Below are 16,914 nucleotides of genomic sequence, written 5' to 3' on the forward strand. Positions count from 1 at the left end.
GCTCCTTATTCGCAGATGGTCAGGTTGATGTTCGTCTGGTATCTGGGAGTCCCCGTGTCGGGGTCGTCCCATCGGTACGTGCCGTCGGACACGGCCGAGAACACGTTGGGCTCGTCCTCGATGGCGGAGCACGCCCGCTCGACGGCCTCGGCGATCTCGCGTGCGCGCCTGCGGGTCTTCGCCCACGACGTGGCGAGCACGCGCGGGGACTGGATGAACCGTGTCGCGCTCGTGGCGGCGAGGGTGACCTGGACGAACTCATCGGGTCTCTCGCGCGGCACGTCGGGCACGCACTTGATGCCGGTCGCGTCCATGAGCCGCTTGGCGACAACCCTCTCGATGTCCATCAGTCACCTCCAAAGATTGCCTGCAAGCGGTTGTGCTTCTTCTCGCTGCGGAAGGCGTGGACGCTCTCCGTGTGGAGCGAGCGCCCCTTGGCGAGGGAGCCGCTCATGACGTCCGAGGCATAGCCTGCGCCCTCCCCCGGTTTCGGGCTAAACGATGCGTTGGCGGACGCGACGACAGCGTTTGCCTTCTGGTCGAGCATGGCCTGCACGCCCCCGCCGTTCATGACCTCGGCGTATCCGCCGCGGTTCCAGCCCTTCCACTTGATCTTGACCTCGCACTTCGCCTTAGCCATCGGTTCGGGTCACCTCGCAGGTGAGGTCCCAGGGGCCGGGCGTATTGGCCGCGGTGTATCGCTTGGGGTCGCCGACCACCTTGTAGTCGGTGCCGCGCACCGTGACCGTCGCGTCCCTGAGGTCAACGTCCGCGCCCTTCGGGAAGCAGAGCGTGTAGGCGACCGTCACGCCGTTCGGGCGCGTCGAGTCGAGGTCGGCGGTCGCGCCGGGGCACACCACGACGTTGTCGACCGCCGCCTCGGTCACCGTCTCGCCGGTGGGCTCGCCAAGCTCGTCGAACGACTGGGCCGCACTGCGCACGGTCACGGTCTCGCCGGAGATGAGGCACGTCATTCGGCCACCCCTCCCCTCTCCAGAGGCGTGAGCGCCCCGAGCGCCTGACCGGTGAGGCCGAGGCGCCTGAGGTCGCTCTTCCCGAGGTACATCTCGCCGAGCGCCGAGCCGTAGGTCACCGATGCGGTGTAGATTCCGGCCCCCTGGCTGTACTGCGTGGCGCCCGCCATCGCGGACGGTGCCGAGAGCACGCGGTTGACGAGCAGGCAGCACACGGCGGGCGCGGCGCGGTCGAACGCCGGGCACGCCCCCTCGGTGTACTCGCCGATTCGGTCCTCGAATGCCGCGAGCATCAGGTCCGATGCGTCCTGCAGCAGCACCCCGGTGCGGGCCTCGTCCGCGGGCTCGCCGTAGCGGGCCTTGTAGTCGTCGACGCTGGCGAGCGCGGCCATCGCTACTCGGCCTCCATGATCCCGGCGTCGACGAGGGCCTGCACGACCTTCGCGACGGTCGGGCTGGCGCCGGGGTTGGCGACCTTCTTTGGCACGACGAGCGGCTTGCCGTCGGGCGAGACGAGCGCCACGTGCTGCGGGAGGATGCTGGACACCTTGCCCACGTCCTCCACGATGAATTTCTGGACTAGCTGAGCCATCTCGGTACCCCCTAGGCGCTCTTGAGGACGGCGAAGGCCTTCGGGTCGAGTACCGCGTATGCCAGGACGGCCTCGGTGCGGTAGGCGATCTGGTTGTAGCCCTTCAGGTCCTGACCGGTGTTGTCGGGGTCACCGTACTCGATGACCTCGGCTGTGATGTCGCGGACCATGCCCCACTTGATTGCGGAGAAGTCGCCCATGATCGCGGAGACCTTGGTCGGGGTCTTGGCGAGACGGCCGTTCACGGTGCCGGACACGGAGGCGGGGATGCCGTCGAGGTTGCCCACGTTGAGGGAAAGCGGCACCTCGGGGTACAGGCGCTGCCCGGTGGCGGGCACGCGCAGCTTGCGCAGCTCGGAGGCGAACTGGCGGCTCATGGCGATGCCGTTGATGCCGTAGTCGAGCAGGGCGTCGGAGAGGGAGTCGATGTCGTCGACCGGGGAGTCGGTCTTGGCGACGCTGTGGACGTCCTTGTCAGCGGTCAGGGCGGTGTAGCCCGTGAGGCCGAGGCCGGTCTTGGGGTTGATGGCGTGGTAGACGATGTAGTCGAGCGCGCGGCCCGCGGCGGCGGTCTGGTCGGCGATGATGTTGGAGATGATCTCCAGCTGGTTGTCCTCGTCGGCCCACTTCAGCTCGTCGGAGACGCGCGTGGTCGTGACGATCTTGGCGCGCTTTGCGACCACGGGGTCGGTGGAGATCTCGGAGCCGGACTTCTTGCCGCCCTCGGCGACGACCTCGGCCTCTGCGGTCGGGTTGAACACGAGGTAGGTCGTGTCCGCGAACTTCTGCGGGGTGCTGGGGCTCAGCGTGGCGATGGTGGAGGTGTCCTTCACCTTGCCGATGATGGTGGATACCACGCTGGACGGCAGCTTGATTTTCTGGGTGTCGTTTGCAGCCATTTCTGTGCCTTTCTTCGGGTTTGGCTTACTTCAGGAGGCGCTTGGCGAAGTCTCGCAGCGCCTCGTCCCCGCCCTTGCCGCCCTTGTCGAAGCTGCCGGGCTTCTCCACTCGCGGCGCGGGCTTTGTCTTGAATGCGGCGAGCATCTTGTCGCACCATGCGGCCATGCTCTCCTCGTCCTCGCCGACGATGAGCTCGGCGGGGACTCCCTTCTCCTGCGCGACCTTGGCGGCGGTCTTGGCTCGTGCCTCGGCCTTCTCCTTGGCGTCGAGTCGCTTCTCGAGCTCCGCGACCTTCTCGTCGGCGGTCTTCTTCGCCTGGTTGGCCTCGTCGAGTGCACTTGCCGCGCCCTTGTTGGCCTTGGCCTGCTTCTCCCACTTGCGGGAGTGCGCCTTCTCGGCCTCGTAGAGCGCCTTGTAGTCGGGCTCCTCGCCCCCGGTCGGCTCCGTACCGCCCGTGGGCTCCGTGTTGGTCTCTGCTGCCATGTCGCGTCCTTTCCCGGACCGTGCGGCCCGTCGGGCCAGCCGTGCGGCCGAGCCCCTTAGATGTGCGTTTCGGGCCGTGCGGCCCTGTCGCGCGGCAGTGTCCTACGGGCGTGAGATTTGGCCTGTTTGGCGTTTTTCGGCATGAAAAAAGCCGCCCGTGGGCGGCCATGCGGTATGATGGGGTTAGGCGGAAGCTGTTTGACTCACCTATTGAGACATGCAGCTCCCGCCTATTTTTTTATCGTTTGGAGCGACCCGTCGTGCCCCAGCATCCGCACCTCAGAGATTCCGTACCTCTTCATGTACTTGCGTATCCACGCTTCGGCTTGGCTGTCGGTGACCGACTTGTTCTCGCTGACGTCGAAGACGGCGAACCGCACCCCGCTCTTGTTGGCCACGGACTTCATGTGCGACTTGAACGTGTTCTCCGATTTCGACGTGTACACGGTCTTGATTTCGATACCTGTGGACAGGTCGGCGCGGCTTACGGTCGTTTTTCCCTGCGCGTTCTCGCTCTTCAGGTGCACCTCGTCTTCCCAGAACTCAGTCTTGTAGCCCAGAGTCGCTAACTTCTCTGCGGTTCTCCTCTCTCCGGGGTCTACCCTCCACCTCTTTACCTTGTCGCGCCTCACCGCATCGTCCGTGAACGTTATGCCCTTATGCTCGCCGCCGGCGTACCAGGACGGGTCGCGTAGCTCTATCTCGGATGCGACGCGGTTGTTGAGGTAGGCGGTGTACGCCTTCCCCTCCTTGTTGCCGTGGCGCCTCACGAGCGCTTCGCGTTCGTCCTCCGGCATTGCGTACCAGTCGGAGGCGATGCCGTCGCGGCCTCCGAGCGCGGCCAGGCAGTCGTTATACCTCTCGTACATCCCGTCAGGGTCGTATCCCTTGACTGTGGTCACCCCGTCGAAGCCGGGAACGATTCGGCAGTCGCAGTGCGCGTGCGAGTGCTCCGCCGCCGCCTCGGTCTTGGCGTAGAAGCCGAACGACGCGAGCATGAGGCAGAACCCGCACGTCTCGCCACGGGGAACGCGGGCGTACCACGGCTTCGCCGGGTCTTTGCGCGCGTTGTGGGCGACGCACCTGTTGGCGGCGCGCCTGATCTCCTCGTCGACCCTCGTGACGCACCGCGAGACAAAGACCTCGGGGGCGCCCTCGACGACCTTGCCGATGAAATATCTAACCGCGCCGAGCGTGGCGTCCGGGTCTCGCATGGACTCGGCGACCGCCCGATACTTCCCGGGGAAGCCCTGCGACGCCCTGACCGCGTCGTAGTATTCTGCGGCCCTCGCGGCGGCGCACGTGTCGGCGTAGTACCCGAGCACCGCCTCGATCGTCTCGTAGGCCCTCTCGCGGAGAGAGGCGACATCGCCGCCACCTCCGCGCTCCCAGCTCGACAGCAGGGACTCGAGCGCCGGCCTCACCTTCGCCTGGGCGTCTGCCGACAGCGCGTTCACCTCATCGGTCAGCTCGTCCAGCAGGCTAGTCGGCACCGCCGCCATTCTCGCCCTCCTTCGGCTCGAACAGCGATGCGATAGCCGCGCCCGCCTGCGCCTTCTTGGCATCCGACTCGATGCGCTGGATCTGCTCGTCCGTGTAGTCGAGCATCTCGTAGGCCACCGTGGAGTTGGCGAGCTTCGGGAGCGCCTGCACCTGCTTGAGCAGCGCGTCGGACAGGCTCACCGTGGACGGGTACGCCGGGGACAGGAATCGCGGGTTGATCTCATGCCCCGCGTCGCGCTCGGTGGCGAAATCGGTGCCGTTCGCCACGGCGAGCGCCATGTAGGCCACGTTGCGCAGCGCCGTGCCGTTGTCGCGGTTGAGGTTCTTGGCGTCGATGACCAAGGGCTCCAGGGACGCGGCGATAGCGTCCGAGGAGGACGGGTTGTCGTTGGACACGCCGAAGAAGCTCACCGGCACGTTGGTCACGGCCGACATCTGGCAGGCGAGCTGGCGCAGGTACTCCGTGAGCGGTGCCATCTGGAGCTGCGCGGACTGCCAGACCGTGGGCTTGTCGCCGTCCGGGTCTTTCGTGATCTCGTTGACCGCGCCCATCGAGGCGTCGTACTTGTTGCCGTCGTTGAGCATCTTCTTGTAGGTGCCCAGTAGCCAAGTCTGCGGCAGGGTCGCGGCCTCGGCGGCGACCTCCATTCGGGCGCGCTGCCGGATGGCGTCGTCGGTGATGCTCATCACGGAGCGGCTTATGCGCGAGGTGCCGAAGGGGCGCTCGAGCGTCGCGCCGTGTGCCATCGGCTCCATGAGGCAGCGCCCCATCGAGTGCTCGCGGTACTCGGCTACCCACGAGCCGCCGTCGCGCGTGAGCACCACGAGGCTGTCGTCGGTGAGCAGGTGCACCACGGTCGGCACGCGCTCGGTGTCGCCGGGCATCTTCTTGGACTCAGCCACGACGAGTCCCGCCCTGATGGCCTTGCGAGCGTCGTCCCAGAGCGCCGCCGCTGCGGTGGCGGGGTACGCCGAGATGACCGGGTAGCCGCCGCCGTCTGTCACGGTCCAGAAGCCGCAGCAGTGCTTCAGCTCGCCGATGAGGTTCTTGCGGTAGAGGCGCTCCAGCTGGTTCGACTCGCAGATGGCGCGGAGGGCCTTGCTCGTCTGCTCATCCGCGCACGTATAACCGTTGAAGATGGAGCGGTCGGCGAGTGCGTGCACGGCCTTGCGGGGCCAGTCCACGCGCGGGTTGATCTTCTTGGCGAGGCTCGCCGGCATGGCGATGCCGAGGTCCTTCACCGACACGTGCCCGAGGTAGTAGTCCTCGCGCTCGAGGTTGCTGGCTCGATGCTCGCGCCAGACGGTCATGAGCTCGCGGACGAGCGCCGCGTCGCCCGGCTCCAAGCCTGCGGCGGATGCTACCTGCCCCGCCAGTTCCATGTTCACTGCTGCCATCAGAAGCTGGCCTCCTGTTCCCTTCGCGGGTCTCGTTTCGTGGTTCTCGCCGCCCAGAGGGCGAGCGATGCGGACTCGATGGGGGCGGCGATGGAGTCGGGGCCATCCGCGAAGCCCCATCCGTCCCTGCCTATGTCGCGCTTGAGCGACTTGCGCGCCGAGTCGTCGAGCGCCGGCGACTCGATGTGAGACAGCGTGCCCGAGTCGACCTCGTCCTTGAGCATCGACGCCGCAGCCTGCACGATTGCGGGCGTGCCCATCACGAGCGCGCACTTGCTGAAGCCGCCGTCGAGCATCCGCCGCTTGAGCGCGTCCGCTCCGGACTTGCCGTCGATGCAGGCGCACGCGATCTCGTCTCGGTTGCGCAGGAGCATGTCCGAGATCGCGACCGTTCCGCCCGAAGCGCCCATCACGTCGTACAGCTCGACGCAGGACGGTCCGTCCCTGTCGGCGAGCGCCCAGGACACCGCGGCGTTGGAGCCGTCTGCGGAGAACTTCACGCCGAAGGCGAGCTTTCCGTCAGTGGGCGCTGAGTCGCGTCGGCACCCGTCCCACTTCTTGGAGGACAGGGCGTAGAGGAGCGAGCCTCCCGTCTTCGCCCACCACCCGAGGCGCTCGCGCGCGAACACGTCGGGCTGCATCTGCTCGGACTCGCCCTTGACGGCCTCGTAGTTGAGCACGGTGCCCATGGACGGGTTGTACTCGTACCAGCGGGACTCGTCGTGGACGTCGCCTATCTCGTCCGCGCCCCACTCGATCCACGCCATCTCGGACTCGCCGTCGTGCACGTCGTCGTGGAGGTCGCGAAACACCGTGCCGACGTTGTCGGGGCCTGGCGGCGTTCCGAGGTAGATGGTCTGCGGGTTGTGCATCGCGCTCGCCGAGATGGCAGGCAGGGACGCCGCCTGCTGCGTGTCCGTGAGCTCCTGCGCCTCGTCGTAGATGAGCACGTCGTAGGTCTTGCCTCGCGCCAGCGAGTTGGTGCGGGTGGTGAAGCGGATGAGTCCGCCGTTCTTGAGGCTGATGGCCTGCTGCCCGTTCGTCTTGCGCACGGCAAGCAGGAGGTTGCGCAGATCGGTCTCGTCCTCGTCCTCGAACGGCTGTGACAGCTCCTTGAACATCTGGTCGGATGTGTCGCCGTGCTGGCAGGTGTACAGGATCTTCTCGCCGTTGAGCGCGCCGTAGAAGCACCTTGCTCGCACGACCCAGCTCTTTCCGTTCTGGCGCGGGATGGAGATGCCCAGCGTGCGCAGCAGGTACTTGTCGCGCGCATCGCGGGCCAGCATCGCGTCGAGCAGGTGCGGCTGCCACGGGAGCGGGTCGCCGAAGTAGGCGGTCGCGAGCTCGCACGCCATCCCGCCGTCGCCGCTGAGGTCCTCCGGGACGTTCGCCTCGTATGTCGGCGTCTGCCTGGGCTCCATCAGGCGCCCGCCGCCTTGGCCTTGCGCTCGCGGTCGGCGAACATGAGGCTCAGCACCCTAGCGCCATCGCTCTGCGGACGCGCCTGCTGCACCTGGATGGGCACCGCCTTGCGCGACAGCCCGAGCAGCTCGTTGAGCGCGCGTATCTCGGCGGTCGCCTGCTTGAGCACGGACACGGCGGGGTGCGGGCGCTCCATGATGGCGTGCCTGCCGTTCTTCGCCTTGACGGGCTTGTAGCCGACGGGGTCGAGCACCTTCACGGACTTGCCCTTGCTCATGGCATCCTCCGCGGCCTTCGCCACGGCGTGCCAGTAGCACAGCAGCGCGAGGTTCGGCGCGTCCTCGTCGGAGAAGCGCCCCGATGCGGTGACGCTCGCCCAGATCTGCGATTGATAGTCGTCGGATGCGACCGATTCCGGCATCTCCGGCATCCCGGCCTCCTTTCTCGTGCCCGCATTGTGCGACGCGGGTGAGATTCGCGGCCTACCCCCGCCCTGGGGTCATGGGGCGGGGGGAAATCGGCACTGGCAAGCATGGGTGTCCGTGCACCCCCGGGGAGGGGCAATGCCCCCGCCATCGGCGGCTCAGCGCCCCAAAAAGCAGTGGGGCGCAGCCGAGCAAACGACCGCGCCTCCAGTTTGGCTTTTCAGCCCCGCCTATTCAGTTGTCTCGAGCCTTCAGAACAGCCTCGTGCGCCTTATCTCGACGGGCCTCGCGTCGCCCGGCATGTTCTTGCCCTTCCTCTGGTTGCAGATGCGGTGCGCCGCGTCGAGGTTCGCGTAGTCCAGCACCGCGCCGCCCCTCGCCCTCGGCACCACGTGGTCGGCCTCGAAGCTCCACGGCGTGCCGGGCGGCAGGCTGTAGTCTATGGGCTGTCCGCATATGTGGCACGGCCTGCCCTCGGCGCGGAGCCTCGCCTTGAGCTTGCGCTCGGCGTTGCCGTTGGAGCTCCACGTCATGCCAGGCGCTTCCTCGCGAGGTAGTCCTTCTTCACCGACAGGGTCGGGGTCTCGTCGGTGCTTCCTATCTTGATGGTGAGCGTTATGGGCAGCAGCACAAACCTTTCGTCGATGTCCCCCGCCACGTCTTCCGCCATGGACTCCAGCAGGGCCGCGGCGTCGCGGAGCTGCCGCGCCACCCTCTCGCCCGCACTCATGCGACCAGCCCCACGACCAGCTGCATGCACCACAGCACTGCGGCGACGCACAGCAACACGAGCACCGTCATGATGAGGCACCCGATGAGCCTGCCGATCAGCCTTCCAATCTCGTCCATTCAATCCTCCAATCTCACCCGCACGCCATGCGCACGAGAACGGTCAGAACCACGGCGAGCGCCCATGCGGACCTCGCCGCCCACGCCAGCAGCGCGGTGAGCGCCGCCAGCGGCATCAGCCACAGAACATGGCGCACGCTTCCTCCTGCATGTCCCTCATGTGGTCCGCTATCCACGGGAGCGCCCAATAGGCGACGTCGCCCGGCTCCGCGTCCGCCCCGTCGAACTTCTCCCGGAAGGCGTCGTCGAACTCCACCTCGCAGATGCCGTAGTCGCAGCAGCACTCGTACATCTTGATGCACTCGGCGCAAGTGGGCTTGCCCTCGCCGAAGTGCCTGTCGATTGCCGCGCCGGTGCATCCGTCCGGGAGGTTGTAGCCCGGATCACAGCTTGCCCCCAAGGCGGATCACCTCCTCGCGGTACATCTCGTACCGTTCGGTGAACCTGCGCGGGTTCTCCGCGATGACGTCGAGAACCTCAACGAGCGCCATCTTGCCCAAGGGGCGCTCGCCGTCCGTGAGCTCGCTGTCAGGCACGTCGATGATGTGGCGCTCGATTATCTCGAATCTCATCTCTCCACCTTCTTCCTCACGACGTCGCGCGGGTCTTCGCCCATCGCCTCCGCCAGATTGAGCAGCAGGTTCATCTTCACTTCCCTGCCGTTGCTGATGGCATGGCTCAGGCTGCTGAGGTTCACCCCGGCGGCGCGCGCCAGCTGCTTCAGCGGGACGTGGTTGTCGATACGCCAATGGGCGATCTTGTCGGCGCCCAGAACGTACTCGGTCGCCATCACCTGCACCTCCCCTCGCGCTTGAGCGTCTCCACGTTGCGGCGGAACCTCTTGAGCGCGCGAATCCGGGCGCGCCTCCATTTCGGGTCGAGCCTCTTGCAGAGCGCCCTCGCCTCGCGCCTCACGCCGCGCAGCACGGGCACGAGGGCCTCGTTGAAGCTCGCCACCGCGTTGGCCATGATGGCGGCCGCGGCCCTCGCGGCGGGGCCATCCGGTCTCCACAGGTCGACGGACGGCGACGGCGCCGGCCTCATCTCGTCAGCCATGCCGCACCTTCCTCCCGCACTGCGGGCAATAGTTCCAGACGCCGCTCACGCGGTAGTGCTCCTCGTCCTCGACCTTGCAGCCGCAGACCGAGCACAGGAAGCCGTTGTCGCACGAGTCCTGGACGCTCCCGTCGTAGACGTTCTCGCACTCGCCGCGGTCGACGAGGTCGGCGAGATAGTCGAATACGTTGCCCTCCGTATAGCCGACGCACTCGAGCACGCGCTCGAAGATGTCGAATATGAACGGCTCGAGGACGGTCCTCGGCAGGCTGTTGAAGAAGCCCCTCGACCCGCGCAGGCTCGCCGCCGCCTCGCGGCGCTGCTCGTCGCTAATCATCAGTCAAATCCTCCCCACACCACGGGCAATACCGTGGGACAGTCTCGAACTCGGTCCAGCTCGCGATGTACGTGTCGTCATGCTCGTAATGCACGACGCCGAAGACGAGGTCGCACCTAGGGCAGTGGACGGCGTCGACTGGGTCGACGTCCCCTATCGCGACCATCTCGTTGGTGTAGACCAGCTTGCGCGGCTTCCACTTCTGGTGCGACGGGGTCGCACCGCACGTCGGGCAATCGACCGGCCTTGCGAACTTAATACGCTTCATCTTCCACCACCACCGCCCCGCAGACCGGGCATGAGTACCAGTCGACTGGGAACGCCTCGGAGGTCACGACGAGCACACCGTCCGGCCTGTCGCCGGGCACCAGCACGCGGCACCCGCACTCTGAGCACTTGAATGATTCCTTGGTGTAGTCGGCGACGTTGTGACATGTCGGACGGTCGATTAGGTCTGCAAGGGCCGCGTACGTCTCGTTCTCAACCTCGTGAATGAACTTGCCGTCCACCTCGACGCCGATTGAGTTTGCAATCACGTCGAGTGAATCAACGTGGCGGTATGCCCCGGTCGATGCTTCGCGCAACTCAGCCACCGCTCGCTTGCGCTCCTCGTCGTTAATCATCGTCTCCCCCTTCCGGGTCAATGAGATCAGCGAGCTTATCGAGGACAACATCGAAGTCATGGTAGTCCTCGAAGCCGACCACCACCTCGGCAAGCTCGTCGAAGAACTGCTCCTTGTACTGGATGGAGTGGCCGATGGTCAGGTGTCGCAGGTTCTCAGCCATCTCGCGTCGCTCTTCGCTAGTGAATGTCATCGAAACCAGCTCCAAACATACAGTCGTAGTCGCACTCCCAGGTCTCTCCGTCGCGGCTCATGGTCGCCCCGTACCTCGGAGTACCGCCGGTATCGTCGCCCCAGAAGTGGAAGTGCCATCCAAGGAAGTCGAACTCCTCGTCGTACTCGTCTGCGGCGTACCTCGTGTCGCCGTACTCCTCGTAACCGTCCCACCCGAACCTGCGGGAAAGGGCATCGAACGTGTATATGGTCGGCTTGTCCTCGCCGTCCTCCCACTCGTAGACCTCCGGCCAACCCTGCTTGTAGCACCCGACGCGGACATTGCCGTCGCCCATGACTCCATGGTGCGAGAACTCGAACCACTCGAATCCGTCATGGTGCTTCATGATGTTCGCGTACACGCGGAGTCCAGTAGGCAGGGAACCCTCGTCGGTGTCGTATACGCCTACGTCCTCCTTGTCGGTTCTGCGCTCGCCGTTGAGGTACACGAACGCGCCGTAGTCGCTGTATGCCATGGCTATACCTCCTTCGCCGCCGCCTCGCGGCGCTTTTCATCGGTAATCATTCGTCCACCTTGGATATGGCCAGCGCCACGTATTTCTGGGCAAGGCCCTCGAAGTCGTCGAGGATGTAGTCGATTCGGTAGACTTCACCGTTGAGCGGATGCCTGGCTGCTTCCCCGACGGCGTAGCCTTCGTTCGTGACAACGTCGAATACGATCTCATCGCCGACCTTGTAACCCCGGTCGTTCTTGCGAATCTCGAACGTCTTGGTGCCGTTCAGGACGGCGTCGGCGTATTGCTCTTGAATCTTGAGCCTGTGCGTCGCCATCAGGCCTCACCCCTCAGCTTGCGGATGCGGGATACGATGTCCTCAATCACTTTCGGAGAGCAACCAGTTGTTATATTGCTGAGAGAACAACTTTGACAGGTTCCATCCTTGCTGAAGTACGTGCAAGCGGTGCCTTCTGCGACGCATTTGTCCAAGTCCTCTTCCAGCTTCTCCCAGCTGTCGGGTTCGGTGAGGTACATGAGCTCGGCGTCGAGTTTCCTGCCCGCGTCCGTGACCGCGCGCCAGCAGTTCCCCCACTCTTTCTCGAGGTCGGAATCGACCGTGTACACCCAGTACACGATGTTTCGGGCCGTGCCGCCGCTGCCGTACAGCACCTTGGTATCTAGCGGAATCTCTCGACCGTCGGCATCCTTTGGCAGTTGAATCATCATTCCTCCTTATCTGGCGTTATACGCCCTCCATCCCGATCTGCTCGCACCACTGGTTGGCCATCGCCTTTGCGATGCCCGGGAACGTGCGGCTGCGAACCTTGGCGCGTTCGTGTGGCGGCAGACGCCAGGCGTCCGCGTACCATGCCGGCATGGAGTTGCCTGACTTGAAGACCTTGCGCGGCTCAGGCTCGACCTCATCAGTCGGCTTGAGCGGCTCGAGCCCCTTCAGCCACAGGCACGTCTTCTTTTCGAACGGGTCGCCGAACATGTACGGCTGCACGATTTGGTCCGGTTTGCGCCATCTTGTGCTCATACAGCCGACGGGGTTCTCGATTGCGACGTGCGGCGCATCGCACTTGGCGAACGCCATGAAGAACTCGACGGCGGCCTCACGGTTAGCCTTGCGCTCGCGCGCTCTGTCGCCGTACTTCCCCTCGTCGAACCAGCGGTTGCCGGTGACGGTGAGATACGTGCATGGCGGGTGCGCGATCACCAGGTCCCACCTGAGCTTGAGCATCTGGAGAGCGTCGACGTTGAGGTGCATGAGGTCGTGACCCCCCCCCGCTTCCTCAAGGTCGCAGCTGTAAGCCTCGTGCCCCATCTTCCGGAACTCAAGCGCCACGCGCTGCGACTCCTCGCAGGCGATAAGAACTCGCATCTACGCCACCCTCTTCCTGACGACGGCCACGTCGTACATGCCCTCGAGGTAGCCGACGGCCCTCGCCGCGGCCATGTCTTGCTCGCGGCCGAGCTCATCCCATCCGCTCATCGCGACTCCCAGTAGTTGCACCTGGCGAGCCCCTGCGTGCGGTGCACGAACTCCGGGCGCCGCCCGCACTCGTACTCGGTGCGCTCCACGCCGTGGACGGTGCGCAGCACCGTCGCGCAGCAGTGCAGACAGTTCTCACAGCGCTCCTCCCGGAGTCCGTCCGCATAGATGTCCGGCCTCTCGTTCCCCGTCATCTGTATCCCCTCTTCCCGTACCTTCCGTCGTTCACCATATTCCTTACGTGGCGCCGCATGTCCTGCGCCGCCTGGTCTCCCTCGGGCGGCAGCTTCCGCCCGCTCGCGCACTCGACGCAGTGGACGCGCCAGCCGCCGCGGTAGCGCTCGAAGTGCCCGAACCCGGGAGGCGTCCACCTGCCGCACTCGCGGCAGTAGCCGCCGTAGACGTTCCTAGCCATTCCCCTGCTCCTTCCTGTAGACGTCGCGGGCCATCGCCTCCGCGAGCGCGCGCATGTCGGTCACCTCGGCGCACTCCGCGCCGAAGAACATGCCCAGCTCGCCCCTCTTGTGCCTGTCGCACCGGTACGCCCGGCAGATCTCGGGCCTCGCGGCGTAGACCGCGCACTCGCGCCCGTCCGTTAGGTACGGGCACAGCAGGTCGTACTCCGCCCTGGGCTCGGCGGGCTCGATTCCGTTCCGGCGCACGTACACCTCGAGGCGCACCCGGTCGAACGGGCTCACGGGCAGGAAGCGCGAGCAGCACTCGCCGCAGCCCCTGCAGTCGCCCGAGTACAGGTCGGTCACGTCGTCGCTCTGGAGCCCGGCGTGGATGGCCGCGGCGATGGCCTTCTCGTCATTCATCGGCCCGCCCTGCCGCTCCTGTCGGGCACGGCGGCCTCTACTCGGCACTCTTGGCCACCTTCTTGTCGTAGATCTTCTTGAGGTCCCGGCGCATGAACCGGGTGAACTCCTCCTCGCCGACGCCGTCCGCCAGCTCCACATATCGCATCGCATCGTGGCACCATTCGTCGAAGTCGAGCAGCCTTCCGCTGAACGCGCTCTTGACGTCCGTGACCTCGGCGTAGGTGAAGCGGGTCAGCATCTCCTCGCGCATGACCTTGTCGGCCAGCGCCTCGATGGGCGTCTTGGGGCGGTTGATAATCCGGCTGTAGCCGTTCGCCCTCTTTGTCATAGCGTCGAGCTGCTTGAACAGCTTGTTGTTCTCGGCCGCGAGGCGCTCGTTGCGGCGCTGCTCGTAGTCAAGCTCGGCGAGCACGTACTGCTCGCAGTTGGTGATCTCCATCGTCATTTCACCTCTCGGATGATCTCGTTTCCGTAACGGTCGGTGATGGCCCAGTAGCCGAACATGTAGAGGTCGGGGCTGTGCGGCGGGTACTCCCTGAGCATCGTGCCGGACCACCATGCCTCCTCGGCCGCCCCGGTGCGCCATACCCACTCGGCCCTGAGGCCGCCGTCGTGGAACTTCCCGTGGCACCCGGTCGTGCCGGAGCCGCACAGGGCGAACAGCGGGCTGCGCAGCTCCCACACCCCGTTTGGCGTGACGAGCCTGAACGTCTTTCCCCACGACCTGCGGGCGACGTGGTGGCAGTTGGAGGCGCGCCTACCGCACACCGCGCACCGGGCCTGCGTCGGCTCGTATGCCGTGTCGTGCGTGTACCTCGACCCGAGGTGGGGCTTGCCGTACAGCTCGGCGCGCTCCTTCGGCCATCCCCTCAGCAGGCCCGCGTCGAGGATCATGAGAGCCTCCTCTCGCACGCGGCGCGGGCGGCCAGCAGCCTCCGCGCGTCCTGGTACAGCCCGAACTCCGCCCTGCCCGCGGTCGTGCCCCGCGGGGCCTCGACCTTGGCCGGGTCGATGCCCGGGTGCTCGGACGCCCACCTTCGCTCCTGCTCGGCCAGTGCCTCCTCGGGCGTCCTGGTCGGCCTGAACGTCGCGGCCTCGACCTCCGAGGCGGTGGGCTTGCCGCGGCTGCGGGCCTCGGCGTCGAGCTCGCGCTGGCGGCGGTGCCACTGCCGGGCCTGCGGCTGCCAGTCCGAGATAGGCATGCCGTTCGACTTGCGCCAGCCCTGAGACGCGTAGAAGTCGAAGAACGCCTGCGGGTCGCCGTTGAGGCAGTTGACCCCGAAGTACGCGGCGACCTCCTCGGCGGTCGGCGGCTCGAAGCCCTCGGGCGCGGCGCACGCGTCCGCACTGCCCTGCACTGGAATGGCCTGGCTTGGTATGGACTGGTATGGATTGGTATATAAGGAGGGGTTTTCAGGTTCCGAAACCCCCGTTTCGGTAGTTTCCGAAACCTCGAAACCCCCGTTTCCGTTTTCCGAAACCCCCGTTTCCGAGGTTTCCGCATCCTCCGAAACCCCCGTTTCGGCCTTACTGGACTTCGGCGGCCTGCCGCCCTTGTTCTTGTTGCGGGCGGCGAGGCTGTTGTCGATGTCCTCGCGGAGGCTCTCGAACACGGCACTGAGCGCCCAGTCGGCGAACTCCGGCTCGATGCCGTTGGTGCCGTACTGGATGATGGCCCAGCACAGCTCCCAGCGCGGCCCCTCCGGCACGCGCTCGAGGGCGGCGGTGAGCTTCGGGAACCACGTGAACTTGCTTGCCATCAGAACCACCCCCAAAGAAGCGAAGAGAAGAACAGGAAACCCGAGGAGAAGGAGGCGGCGAAAAGGGCCGCCTCCCAGTGGTCACGGATGGTGTCGGGTAAGCGCCCCATCAGAACGGGATGTCCTCGTCGTACACGTCCAGCTGCTGCTGGGCGGGTGCCGGCTGCGGCGCTGCCTGCTGCGGTGCCGGTTGCGGTACCGCCTGCGGGGCCTGCTGGTAGGCCTGCTGGGCGTTCCACTGCGGCGCGGGCTGCTGGGGCGCCGGATGCGGGGCGTACGCCTGCGGCGCGGGCTGCGGCGCCTGTCGGGGCGGGTACGCCTGCTGCTGGTAGCCCTGCGGCGCGTACTGCTGAGGCGCCTGCTGCCCGTTGGGGTTCTGGCTCATGAGGACGACCTCGTCGGGGATGATCTCGACCTTCGATCGCCTGCCGCCCCCGTTCTTGTCCTCCCAGGAGCTGTAGCGAAGCTTCCCCTCGATGGCGACCTTCATGCCCTTGCGCAGGATGCGCGAGAGCGCCTCGGCGCGGTTGCCGAACATGGTGCAGTCGATGAAATTGGGGTAGTCCTCCCACTCCCCCGTCTGCTGGTTGCGGCGGCGGTCGTTGACCGCGACGCCGAAGCCCAGCACCTGCGTGCCGCCCGGCGTGACGCGCAGCTCGGGGTCTCGGGTCAAATTGCCCGACACGACCACTCTGTTGATGCTCATCTGTATGTCTCCTCTCCGCCGCTCGTCCATGTCCTCTGGATGTCGGCGTCTACTGTCTTGATTCGCAGCTTCAGCGCCATGATCGCCTCGCTCGATGCCTTGTAGAGGGCTTCGGCGCAGTCGCGCAGCTGCTTCTTCTCGGCTATCTCCTCGCGCCCCCGGCACAGGTCGCCGATGATAGTCACCGGCGTGCCCTTGGAGCGCTCCTCGAGGATGGCGATGCGCAGCGCCTTGCGGTAGTCCGCCTCGTTCTCGGCGTACTGCTGGCCGGTCCGCCTGAGCGTGTCCAGCTCCGCCATGAGGCGCTCGAACAGCTCCTCGCGCTGCGCGTACATGTCCTGCATGGCCTACAGGACGCGCCACGTCGGGGTGGCGCAGCAGCCGGGATGCTTCTTGAACTCCTCGTACTGCTCTTTCGACTCGAAGGCGTAGGCCGTGCCGCAGGCCTTGCACTTCGCCGTGAAGCCGCCGCTCTCGGGCGGCTTCTTCTCGGGCTTGTCCGACAGCGCGTCCGGGTCGCTCTGCCCGTCGATGGCGAACAGGCCGCAAAGCGCGTACTTGCGCGCGTAGCTCGACGCCATCCCGGTCACCTGCGCGTCGTCGGAGCCGCTCTTGTGCTCCGCCTCGCGGGCGTAGGCCTTGAACTCCTTCTTCTCGCCGTGCCCGTCCACGAAGAACAGGGTGCACGTGGCCTCGACGTAGTAGCGGTCGCCCACCTTGCAGATGTTGTCGTGGAGCGTGAACGCCACGCCCGCCTCCTTACAGGGCTCCTTGAGCGCGGCGACGATGTCCTCGAACGAGCGGTAGCTGAACTTCGCGAACGCGTTGTAGCGCGCCTTGGGGATGGTCACGGAGCGCTGAACCTTGGCTATCGCCTGGGAGAGCGTCATCTTCTCGTC

36 protein-coding genes are annotated in these 16,914 nt (G+C 66.0%); all 36 read right to left on the reverse strand.

Annotated features, from left to right (window positions below):
* Positions 1 to 5: 5 nt before the first annotated feature.
* The 36 genes from AB5Z25_RS05575 to AB5Z25_RS05750 all read right to left on the reverse strand — a co-directional run bounded on the left by AB5Z25_RS05575 (position 6) and on the right by AB5Z25_RS05750 (position 16,905).
* A complete protein-coding gene (locus tag AB5Z25_RS05575; RefSeq protein ID WP_161160835.1) occupies positions 6 to 347 on the reverse strand; it encodes a hypothetical protein in 342 nt (113 codons plus the stop codon).
* A complete protein-coding gene (locus tag AB5Z25_RS05580; protein WP_161160834.1) occupies positions 347 to 640 on the reverse strand; it encodes a hypothetical protein in 294 nt (97 codons plus the stop codon). Before AB5Z25_RS05580 ends, AB5Z25_RS05575 begins: the two co-directional genes overlap by 1 nt.
* Positions 633 to 974 (reverse strand): hypothetical protein, encoded by a 342-nt coding sequence (locus AB5Z25_RS05585; protein WP_161160833.1) that lies wholly within the window; start codon positions 972 to 974, stop codon positions 633 to 635. The genes AB5Z25_RS05580 and AB5Z25_RS05585 overlap by 8 nt, the downstream gene beginning before the upstream one ends.
* A complete protein-coding gene (locus tag AB5Z25_RS05590) occupies positions 971 to 1,366 on the reverse strand; it encodes a Gp19/Gp15/Gp42 family protein (RefSeq protein ID WP_161160832.1) in 396 nt (131 codons plus the stop codon). Before AB5Z25_RS05590 ends, AB5Z25_RS05585 begins: the two co-directional genes overlap by 4 nt.
* 2 nt (positions 1,367 to 1,368) lie before the next feature.
* Positions 1,369 to 1,566, reverse strand: coding sequence for a hypothetical protein (locus tag AB5Z25_RS05595; protein WP_368134999.1), 198 nt, complete (start codon positions 1,564 to 1,566; stop codon positions 1,369 to 1,371).
* A gap of 11 nt (positions 1,567 to 1,577) precedes the next feature.
* Positions 1,578 to 2,465 carry a phage major capsid protein gene (locus tag AB5Z25_RS05600; protein ID WP_195234083.1) on the reverse strand — a complete coding sequence of 296 codons (888 nt, stop codon included), beginning with the start codon at positions 2,463 to 2,465 and terminating at the stop codon, positions 1,578 to 1,580.
* 25 nt (positions 2,466 to 2,490) lie between these two features.
* Positions 2,491 to 2,949 (reverse strand): hypothetical protein, encoded by a 459-nt coding sequence (locus AB5Z25_RS05605; protein WP_368135000.1) that lies wholly within the window; start codon positions 2,947 to 2,949, stop codon positions 2,491 to 2,493.
* Positions 2,950 to 3,179: 230 nt separating this feature from the next.
* The gene (locus AB5Z25_RS05610; RefSeq protein WP_273378171.1) at positions 3,180 to 4,451 is read right to left on the reverse strand and encodes a VG15 protein; all 1,272 of its coding nucleotides are present in this window, start codon (positions 4,449 to 4,451) and stop codon (positions 3,180 to 3,182) included.
* Positions 4,432 to 5,850 (reverse strand): phage portal protein, encoded by a 1,419-nt coding sequence (locus AB5Z25_RS05615; protein ID WP_195234079.1) that lies wholly within the window; start codon positions 5,848 to 5,850, stop codon positions 4,432 to 4,434. The genes AB5Z25_RS05610 and AB5Z25_RS05615 overlap by 20 nt, the downstream gene beginning before the upstream one ends.
* Positions 5,850 to 7,136, reverse strand: a complete 1,287-nt coding sequence (locus AB5Z25_RS05620; RefSeq protein WP_368135001.1) for a terminase large subunit domain-containing protein — start codon at positions 7,134 to 7,136, stop codon at positions 5,850 to 5,852. The genes AB5Z25_RS05615 and AB5Z25_RS05620 overlap by 1 nt, the downstream gene beginning before the upstream one ends.
* A 134-nt stretch (positions 7,137 to 7,270) precedes the next feature.
* Positions 7,271 to 7,693, reverse strand: a complete 423-nt coding sequence (locus AB5Z25_RS05625) for a P27 family phage terminase small subunit (protein WP_217107454.1) — start codon at positions 7,691 to 7,693, stop codon at positions 7,271 to 7,273.
* A gap of 255 nt (positions 7,694 to 7,948) precedes the next feature.
* A complete protein-coding gene (locus AB5Z25_RS05630; RefSeq protein WP_368135002.1) occupies positions 7,949 to 8,230 on the reverse strand; it encodes an HNH endonuclease in 282 nt (93 codons plus the stop codon).
* On the reverse strand, positions 8,227 to 8,409 hold the full coding sequence (locus AB5Z25_RS05635; protein ID WP_161160826.1) for a hypothetical protein: 183 nt from the start codon (positions 8,407 to 8,409) through the stop codon (positions 8,227 to 8,229). Before AB5Z25_RS05635 ends, AB5Z25_RS05630 begins: the two co-directional genes overlap by 4 nt.
* 14 nt (positions 8,410 to 8,423) lie before the next feature.
* Positions 8,424 to 8,546: a hypothetical protein gene (locus AB5Z25_RS05640; RefSeq protein ID WP_256441494.1), complete on the reverse strand. Its 123-nt coding sequence runs from the start codon at positions 8,544 to 8,546 to the stop codon at positions 8,424 to 8,426.
* Entirely contained in the window at positions 8,547 to 8,669 is a 123-nt protein-coding gene (locus tag AB5Z25_RS05645; protein ID WP_275689377.1) for a hypothetical protein, read from the reverse strand. It lies immediately after the preceding gene.
* Complete coding sequence (locus tag AB5Z25_RS05650) at positions 8,662 to 8,946, reverse strand: hypothetical protein (RefSeq protein ID WP_161160825.1); 285 nt, start codon at positions 8,944 to 8,946, stop codon at positions 8,662 to 8,664. The genes AB5Z25_RS05645 and AB5Z25_RS05650 overlap by 8 nt, the downstream gene beginning before the upstream one ends.
* Entirely contained in the window at positions 8,930 to 9,118 is a 189-nt protein-coding gene (locus AB5Z25_RS05655) for a hypothetical protein (protein WP_368135003.1), read from the reverse strand. Before AB5Z25_RS05655 ends, AB5Z25_RS05650 begins: the two co-directional genes overlap by 17 nt.
* Entirely contained in the window at positions 9,115 to 9,336 is a 222-nt protein-coding gene (locus AB5Z25_RS05660; protein ID WP_368135004.1) for a helix-turn-helix domain-containing protein, read from the reverse strand. Before AB5Z25_RS05660 ends, AB5Z25_RS05655 begins: the two co-directional genes overlap by 4 nt.
* Positions 9,336 to 9,602 carry a hypothetical protein gene (locus AB5Z25_RS05665; RefSeq protein ID WP_368135005.1) on the reverse strand — a complete coding sequence of 89 codons (267 nt, stop codon included), beginning with the start codon at positions 9,600 to 9,602 and terminating at the stop codon, positions 9,336 to 9,338. Before AB5Z25_RS05665 ends, AB5Z25_RS05660 begins: the two co-directional genes overlap by 1 nt.
* The gene (locus AB5Z25_RS05670) at positions 9,595 to 9,939 is read right to left on the reverse strand and encodes a hypothetical protein (RefSeq protein ID WP_195234072.1); all 345 of its coding nucleotides are present in this window, start codon (positions 9,937 to 9,939) and stop codon (positions 9,595 to 9,597) included. Before AB5Z25_RS05670 ends, AB5Z25_RS05665 begins: the two co-directional genes overlap by 8 nt.
* Positions 9,932 to 10,207 (reverse strand): hypothetical protein, encoded by a 276-nt coding sequence (locus tag AB5Z25_RS05675; protein WP_368135006.1) that lies wholly within the window; start codon positions 10,205 to 10,207, stop codon positions 9,932 to 9,934. The genes AB5Z25_RS05670 and AB5Z25_RS05675 overlap by 8 nt, the downstream gene beginning before the upstream one ends.
* Positions 10,194 to 10,562 carry a hypothetical protein gene (locus AB5Z25_RS05680; protein WP_161160819.1) on the reverse strand — a complete coding sequence of 123 codons (369 nt, stop codon included), beginning with the start codon at positions 10,560 to 10,562 and terminating at the stop codon, positions 10,194 to 10,196. The genes AB5Z25_RS05675 and AB5Z25_RS05680 overlap by 14 nt, the downstream gene beginning before the upstream one ends.
* On the reverse strand, positions 10,555 to 10,725 hold the full coding sequence (locus tag AB5Z25_RS05685; RefSeq protein WP_195234066.1) for a hypothetical protein: 171 nt from the start codon (positions 10,723 to 10,725) through the stop codon (positions 10,555 to 10,557). The genes AB5Z25_RS05680 and AB5Z25_RS05685 overlap by 8 nt, the downstream gene beginning before the upstream one ends.
* Before the next feature lie 16 nt (positions 10,726 to 10,741).
* Positions 10,742 to 11,251, reverse strand: a complete 510-nt coding sequence (locus AB5Z25_RS05690) for a hypothetical protein (protein WP_368135007.1) — start codon at positions 11,249 to 11,251, stop codon at positions 10,742 to 10,744.
* A 46-nt stretch (positions 11,252 to 11,297) separates the two neighbouring features.
* A complete protein-coding gene (locus AB5Z25_RS05695; RefSeq protein ID WP_195234062.1) occupies positions 11,298 to 11,567 on the reverse strand; it encodes a DUF3850 domain-containing protein in 270 nt (89 codons plus the stop codon).
* Positions 11,567 to 11,959, reverse strand: a complete 393-nt coding sequence (locus AB5Z25_RS05700) for a hypothetical protein (protein ID WP_195234060.1) — start codon at positions 11,957 to 11,959, stop codon at positions 11,567 to 11,569. Before AB5Z25_RS05700 ends, AB5Z25_RS05695 begins: the two co-directional genes overlap by 1 nt.
* 16 nt (positions 11,960 to 11,975) lie before the next feature.
* On the reverse strand, positions 11,976 to 12,617 hold the full coding sequence (locus AB5Z25_RS05705) for a hypothetical protein (protein WP_368135008.1): 642 nt from the start codon (positions 12,615 to 12,617) through the stop codon (positions 11,976 to 11,978).
* Between the two features lie 107 nt (positions 12,618 to 12,724).
* Positions 12,725 to 12,922 (reverse strand): hypothetical protein, encoded by a 198-nt coding sequence (locus AB5Z25_RS05710; RefSeq protein WP_368135009.1) that lies wholly within the window; start codon positions 12,920 to 12,922, stop codon positions 12,725 to 12,727.
* Entirely contained in the window at positions 12,919 to 13,143 is a 225-nt protein-coding gene (locus tag AB5Z25_RS05715) for a hypothetical protein (protein ID WP_161160813.1), read from the reverse strand. Before AB5Z25_RS05715 ends, AB5Z25_RS05710 begins: the two co-directional genes overlap by 4 nt.
* The gene (locus tag AB5Z25_RS05720) at positions 13,136 to 13,546 is read right to left on the reverse strand and encodes a YkgJ family cysteine cluster protein (protein WP_368135010.1); all 411 of its coding nucleotides are present in this window, start codon (positions 13,544 to 13,546) and stop codon (positions 13,136 to 13,138) included. Before AB5Z25_RS05720 ends, AB5Z25_RS05715 begins: the two co-directional genes overlap by 8 nt.
* A 37-nt stretch (positions 13,547 to 13,583) precedes the next feature.
* Complete coding sequence (locus AB5Z25_RS05725; protein ID WP_368135011.1) at positions 13,584 to 13,994, reverse strand: hypothetical protein; 411 nt, start codon at positions 13,992 to 13,994, stop codon at positions 13,584 to 13,586.
* The gene (locus tag AB5Z25_RS05730; protein WP_368135012.1) at positions 13,991 to 14,443 is read right to left on the reverse strand and encodes a hypothetical protein; all 453 of its coding nucleotides are present in this window, start codon (positions 14,441 to 14,443) and stop codon (positions 13,991 to 13,993) included. The genes AB5Z25_RS05725 and AB5Z25_RS05730 overlap by 4 nt, the downstream gene beginning before the upstream one ends.
* Positions 14,440 to 15,309, reverse strand: a complete 870-nt coding sequence (locus AB5Z25_RS05735; protein ID WP_368135013.1) for a hypothetical protein — start codon at positions 15,307 to 15,309, stop codon at positions 14,440 to 14,442. The genes AB5Z25_RS05730 and AB5Z25_RS05735 overlap by 4 nt, the downstream gene beginning before the upstream one ends.
* Positions 15,310 to 15,418: 109 nt before the next feature.
* On the reverse strand, positions 15,419 to 16,015 hold the full coding sequence (locus AB5Z25_RS05740) for a single-stranded DNA-binding protein (RefSeq protein ID WP_195234045.1): 597 nt from the start codon (positions 16,013 to 16,015) through the stop codon (positions 15,419 to 15,421).
* Positions 16,012 to 16,359 carry a hypothetical protein gene (locus AB5Z25_RS05745; RefSeq protein WP_118205802.1) on the reverse strand — a complete coding sequence of 116 codons (348 nt, stop codon included), beginning with the start codon at positions 16,357 to 16,359 and terminating at the stop codon, positions 16,012 to 16,014. Before AB5Z25_RS05745 ends, AB5Z25_RS05740 begins: the two co-directional genes overlap by 4 nt.
* Before the next feature lie 3 nt (positions 16,360 to 16,362).
* Positions 16,363 to 16,905 carry an ERF family protein gene (locus AB5Z25_RS05750; protein WP_368135014.1) on the reverse strand — a complete coding sequence of 181 codons (543 nt, stop codon included), beginning with the start codon at positions 16,903 to 16,905 and terminating at the stop codon, positions 16,363 to 16,365.
* Positions 16,906 to 16,914 lie beyond the last annotated feature (9 nt).

This window comes from Collinsella aerofaciens, assembly GCF_040910325.1.
In the GTDB taxonomy this organism is placed as follows: Bacteria; Actinomycetota; Coriobacteriia; order Coriobacteriales; family Coriobacteriaceae; genus Collinsella; species Collinsella aerofaciens_BL.